General features: G+C 58.3%; 7 protein-coding genes. 4 read left to right on the top strand and 3 right to left on the bottom strand.

Annotated elements, in window-relative coordinates:
• On the top strand, positions 1–370 hold a 370-nt coding region (locus HKN37_01660), incomplete at its 5' end, for an SDR family oxidoreductase (GenBank protein NNE45345.1).
• A gap of 18 nt (positions 371–388) precedes the next feature.
• Here the strand turns inward: HKN37_01660 and HKN37_01655 are convergent.
• Together HKN37_01655 and xseA are read right to left on the bottom strand one after the other, a co-directional pair.
• On the bottom strand, positions 389–1,480 hold the full coding sequence (locus tag HKN37_01655) for a hypothetical protein (protein NNE45344.1): 1,092 nt from the start codon (positions 1,478–1,480) through the stop codon (positions 389–391).
• Positions 1,481–1,640: 160 nt separating this feature from the next.
• Positions 1,641–2,903 carry an exodeoxyribonuclease VII large subunit gene (gene xseA, locus HKN37_01650; GenBank protein ID NNE45343.1) on the bottom strand — a complete coding sequence of 421 codons (1,263 nt, stop codon included), beginning with the start codon at positions 2,901–2,903 and terminating at the stop codon, positions 1,641–1,643.
• A 94-nt stretch (positions 2,904–2,997) separates the two neighbouring features.
• Here xseA and HKN37_01645 point away from each other — a divergent pair, with 94 nt between their 5' ends.
• Both HKN37_01645 and HKN37_01640 read left to right on the top strand, forming a co-directional pair.
• A complete protein-coding gene (locus tag HKN37_01645; GenBank protein ID NNE45342.1) occupies positions 2,998–3,507 on the top strand; it encodes a low molecular weight phosphotyrosine protein phosphatase in 510 nt (169 codons plus the stop codon).
• Positions 3,504–4,373 (top strand): phosphotransferase, encoded by an 870-nt coding sequence (locus HKN37_01640; protein NNE45341.1) that lies wholly within the window; start codon positions 3,504–3,506, stop codon positions 4,371–4,373. Before HKN37_01645 ends, HKN37_01640 begins: the two co-directional genes overlap by 4 nt.
• Before the next feature lie 13 nt (positions 4,374–4,386).
• Here the strand turns inward: HKN37_01640 and HKN37_01635 are convergent, their stop codons facing one another.
• A complete protein-coding gene (locus HKN37_01635) occupies positions 4,387–5,082 on the bottom strand; it encodes an HAD hydrolase-like protein (protein ID NNE45340.1) in 696 nt (231 codons plus the stop codon).
• 207 nt (positions 5,083–5,289) lie between these two features.
• Between HKN37_01635 and HKN37_01630 the strand changes: the two genes are divergently transcribed.
• Positions 5,290–5,643 (top strand): DNA polymerase I (locus HKN37_01630; protein NNE45339.1); only part of this gene is annotated, 354 nt, incomplete at its 3' end.

Genomic DNA, 5,643 nt, shown 5'->3' with positions numbered 1-5,643 from the left:
CGCGATCCTGTTTATCTCGTCCATCTTTGGTCGAGAGGGTGGCGGCAAGGGATTGTCCATCTACAACACGACGAAGTCTGCTCTTATCAGCGCAGCCAAAATAATGGCCATGGAACTCGCTGCCGATTATATTCGCGTCAACACGGTGGCGCCGGGATCCATTCGATTTCCGGGCGGAAGCTGGGACCGTCGCGTACTCGATCAGCCCGAAGCGATGAAGGAGTTCGTAAACCAGAACATCCCGCTCGGGAGATTCGGTACGGCCGAAGAGGTAGCGGATGTTGTCGCGTTTCTCGTGTCGGACCGTGCGAGCCTCATCACCGGGGCGTGCGTCAACGTGGATGGTGGCCAGTCCAAATCCCTGATTTGAACCGTCTGATACCGGGGTCTACTCGAAGCGAGTAATCGCGACGTTTAGTTTTCGCTCCTGACCTCCCGCCTTCTTCCACTGCACAAGAATCGGACTCTGGTACTGACCCTGAACAATGGTGCCCACATCCCCCGCGCCCTCATCGCTGACAAGCAGGCTCACCGAACGCTTCATCCGCAGAAAGCGTGACGCGGGGACAGCAAGGAACTTGTCCAGAACCCGCTCCACAACCGATTCGCTCAAGCCCAGTTTGTCGATGAATTCGTTTACGATCTGGACCAGGTCGTACTTGGCGTAGTTCTTGGCTTTGCTCGGGATCGCTCTCGGATCCTTGATCATGTGATATCCCTTCTGCGCCATGTAGCGCATTGGGTCACGAAGAACTTCGATCAAGTCGTGGCTCATCAGGAGCGTCTCGTACTCGTTGACGGTGAGACCCGCGTTCATCTCATCGTTCGCCAGCGAGAGGTCGATCCGACCCTTTTTGATACCGTACTCCTGGAGCAATTCCTCGAGCAGATCGAAGACGCCGATTCGGGCATCCCTCAAATTTATGGAGTCCATCGGGTGATGCGATACCGGGATAGAGACCTCGAGCTGGTTGACCAGTTCGTCCCGGTTGTAACCGATGATGGTGGCGCGGCGCGTACGATGAAATTTGCCGTTGATACCGTCGAGCTCCACAAAGTAGACGGGCCGTTGCGGGTCATTGGCATAGGTGACGCAACTCTGCAGCCCGGCGCTGATGTAGGTGAGGTGCGAGTCTGCGTTGCGGGGTTCGACCTCCTTCTGCTCGTCAGTCAACTCGTCCCGCAGCTCCATCCTGTCATGCCGGTAGTCGGCATCGGGCGGAAAGATCTTCTGGAACGCCGTAACGAACGTCTCAACCGAATCTGCGGAATGATTCAGACGTGACTGAAAGTTCTGATCGAGAAAGCCCGCGGTCGTGTGATGCGAGCAGTAGACGGCCTTCTCGTAAGCACCAAAGTCCTCGCTCCGGTCATTCACCTGCTGGCTGATGTCAATAATCTCGACACGGGACTGCGGAACGAGCTCGAGGCTTATTTCCTTTGGCTCGACATGTACGTCTGCTGGGTCGATTTGCGCCATCGTGTGGGACCAGAGGTGCTATCGTGCTATGGAATGTTGCAAACCGAGTGCGGAATACAAAACATTTGCCCTGCTGATATTACAGTAACGGTCTGTATCTCCAAAACGAACTTTATCAACAATTTGGCTCAGAAACGCAATCTTGCCGCTTTTGTTGCGCCTATCGACTGATCCTGGCCGTGCGGGATGTATCGGCAAAGTGCAGCAAGACCTCGCAGTCCTTCTCCAATTCCTTTCCCCGTCGAACGGGCCGACCATCGCGCTCGACCCGAACATAGCCTCGTTCGAGCGTCTTTCGCGGGTCCAGCGCATCCAATTGGCGGACCAGCGACGTCACCCGGTTCGCCGTCGTGGTGATTCGGTGCTTCTGAAGCACCCTCATGCGATCCAGCAAATCGTCCGCTCGTTGGTACTGCTGCTCTACTCGCAGTTGCGGAGCGTTAAAACCACGTGACCTGACCAGATGGTGCAGCCTTCTTCGACTCATGGTGATCAGTCTGCGCACATGTGATTCTGCCCCGGAAATCACACTCGCCATGGATTGCGTGAGAGCGAATCGGTCGGGTACGGCAATCTCGGCCGCCATCGACGGCGTGGCTGCTCTGACGTCGGATACAAAATCGGCTATCGAGAAATCTGTCTCATGTCCGACCGCGCTGATGATCGGAATCGTGCAAGTGTGTATGGCGCGGGCTACGCTTTCCTCGTTGAAGCTCCACAGGTCCTCTGCCGAACCTCCGCCGCGGCCGACGATCATCACATCGGGCCGCATGGCGTCGTTGGCAGCCAGGCTGTCAAGCGCACGTATGGTGTTGGCAATCTGGTGCGCGGCCTCCACGCCCTGCACCGGAACCGGTGCGACGACCACCTGCACCACCGGGTATCGGCGCCGGATGATGGTCATGATATCATGCAGTGCAGCACCCGTCGCCGACGTTACGACACCGACGCACTTCGGAAAGGCGGGAATCGGCTTCTTGTGCCGGGCGTCGAACAGACCCTCGGCCTCGAGCTTCATCTTGAGTTGCTCGAACGCCTTCTGAAGGGCTCCCTCGCCGGCAGATTTGATGGAAATCGCTCGCAGCTGCAAGTCGCCCCGAGCCTCGTATATGTCTAACCGCGCCGACACCACCACCTGCATGCCATCCTGCGGCGCAAAGTTGAGTCGAGCGGCATCACTGCGAAACAGCACGCACCGCAGTTGTGCGTTGGCGTCCTTCAGCGTGAAGTAGCAGTGGCCGGAGGCCGGTCTCTTGAAGTTCGAGATTTCACCGGTGACCAGTACGAGCCCGTAGGTCGCTTGGAGTGTGCTTCGGACCGATCGCACGAGATCGGTAACCGTCAGAGTCTCACGACGCTGGCTTTGATCTGATTCCATGTAGAGTCCGTTGAACGAGGCCATCTCCCCATCGAATGTACGCACGATTCTTCATCGGGACGTCACGGTGCAGGCGCGAACTACGCTTCCACCTGCTCCGTTGAAATGAGGTCTGTACCACGCTTCGTCCGTTGAGCCCATGGAACACGACGTCGGCATTCGACTCCTGTTTGTCTGTCTTGGAAACATCTGCCGCAGCCCGCTGGCAGAGGCTGTCATGAGGCGTATGGTGGAGGAGCGTGGTCTCGCATCATGGATCTCGATTGACTCTGCCGGCACTGGAGCGTGGCACGCGGGCGAGCCTCCCGACCAGCGTATGCGTCAGGTCGCATCCGAGCGGGGCGTCTCGATGGACGGTCAGCGCGCGAGCCAGTTGCAGGCCAGTGACCTGGATCGCTACACGCATATCTTCGTGATGGACAAGTCGAACCTTCACGATACGCTGTACCTGGATGTCGAAGATCGCAACGGTCACAAAGTCCGGCTCTTCAGAGAACTGGATCCTGTTCCGGGGGACTACCAGGTTCCGGATCCGTATTACGGCGGGCCAGGTGGATTCGAGAACGTTTTCGGAATTGTTGAGCGGACTTGTGCGGAGATTCTGGACCGGTTGGTGCGTGAATACTCGCTTGATTCGAAGTCGAAATGAACGCCGCGGCCGTTGATGAGATCAGGGCCGCCGTGGAGTCTCTGGGTATCGACGTCCGCTCGATCAGTGCGGTAGCGGGCGGCGACATCTCCGCTGCGTTCCGCGTCGAATGTGGTGACGGGCGGGAGCTGTTCGTCAAAAGTGGTGAGCCGGGCGTCCTCACGGCTGAGGCGAAGGGGTTGAAGGCATTGTCAGACGCGGCGCACGCGCTCATCGTACCGCACCCGGCGGCGTACTGCGAGACAGAAGAAGGAGCTTCGTTACTGGTTCTTGAGTGGCTGGAACGAGTTGGCCCGACGGAAGACTACTGGGTCTCGCTTGGGCGCGGTCTGGCGGCCCTTCACGGGACAAGTGCGGAGCAGTACGGCTTTCATAAGGACAACTACATTGGACGGCGCCCGCAGCCGAACGAGTGGTGCAGCAGCTGGGTTGAGTTCTTTGCGGAGCGACGTCTTGAGCCTCAAGTCCGATGGCTGAAGGACACGGGGTTCTGGGAATTATCCTGGTCCACACGCTACGCGAATCTCTGTCGTCGTCTGCCCGAATTGATTGCGGATCAACCTCTGGCCTCTCTTGTCCACGGGGATCTCTGGGCGGGCAACGCCATGGCGACGACAGCTGGGCCGGCCGTCGTGGACCCGGCGGTGTACTATGGAGACCGTGAAGTGGACCTTGCGATGACGGAGCTGTTCGGAGGCTTCTCACCCGTGTTCTATGCCGCCTACCGCGAGGCATTCCCGCTGGACGCCGGCTACGCTCGCAGGCGGGATCTGTACAACCTGTACCATCTGCTGAACCACCTGAACCACTTCGGGTCGAAGTACGCAGGCTCCGTTGACCGGGCACTCCGGGAACTGGGCAGATGATGTCGCGACCTTGCTAATCCGAACTGGCCGCTACGAGCTGAAGAAAACGGTCTGCGTCTGACAGGTCGTCCAGAAGAATATCAGGCTCAAAGGGCTCCAGCTCCGCTCGTCCGAAGCGGCCGGTGCAGACGGCAACCGAGACCGCCCCGATCTTGCGTCCGCAGCCGATGTCGTGCTCCGTGTCTCCAATAATGATGATCTGCCGCCCCTCGTACCGATGACCGGTGAATTCATGCGCGCGCCCGACAGCAATAGGCGGCAGTTCGTAGCGATCCGCATGGTCACTGCCGAATGCGCCGAACGGGAAATAGCCGTCGAGGCCGGCTAGTGTAAGCTTCAGGTAGGCGGTCTCCTTCAGGTTTCCGGTTAGCAGTCCGAGCTGTATCTCAGGTTCGTCCGCCAGTCTGCGGACCAGTTGCTCGATGCCGGGCAACTTGTCAACCCACGACGCATCGAGCAGCGATAACATCGTGTTGCTGTACAGCTTCAGGGCACGACGAAAGAGGTCCGGGTCGTGATCGGGGAGCAGCCCCATCTGATCGAGGATCTCAGTCAGGATTTGCTGGTCGGTCTTGCCGGCGAACGAAATGAGATCGGGATCGAAGGTCGTCCCAAAGACATCCTCGATGGATTTCTTGAAAGCATGGCGTCCCCGGCCGTTGGTGGTCAGGAGCGTGCCGTCGATGTCGAAGAGTAGGAGTCTTTTCAACAGTTGCCGAACCCGGATCCGCTTTGTGATGCGATTTCAAGGCCGACGTCGTTCTGAAGTTTCGATGCCGCGGCCCACCCCACGAAACTTCGCGGAAACGTAACGAACCGCAGGCGTTTTGAGTAAGTTACCATAATTACTCCCATGCTCTGATGGATCAGGACTTTGCCCACCGACAGCGGAAAGACACTCTACCTTCTGGACGCGATGGCGCTCGCATACCGCGCCCACTTCGTGTTTATCAATCGGCCGCTCATCAATTCCAGGGGCCAGAACACGTCAGCGACCTATGGATTCACAAACACGTTGCTGAAGTTGATTGAGGACCACGGGATCGAGCACATGGCGGTGGTGTTCGACGTGATGGGCGAGGGCGGTACGTTTCGGGACGAGATGTTCGAGGACTACAAGGCGCACCGTGACCCTCCGCCGGACGACCTGGTCGCCAACCTCCCACTAATCAAGGAGGTCGTAAAGGCGATGGATATTCCGGTGATCGAGGTCGAAGGGGTTGAGGCGGATGATGTCATCGGTACGCTAAGTTTGCATGCAGAGAAGGAC

Source organism: Rhodothermales bacterium (assembly GCA_013002345.1).
Lineage (GTDB): Bacteria > Bacteroidota > Rhodothermia > Rhodothermales > JABDKH01 > JABDKH01.
Note: the sequence above shows the minus strand (reverse complement) of the source record. Positions and strands in the feature narration are given on the sequence as shown.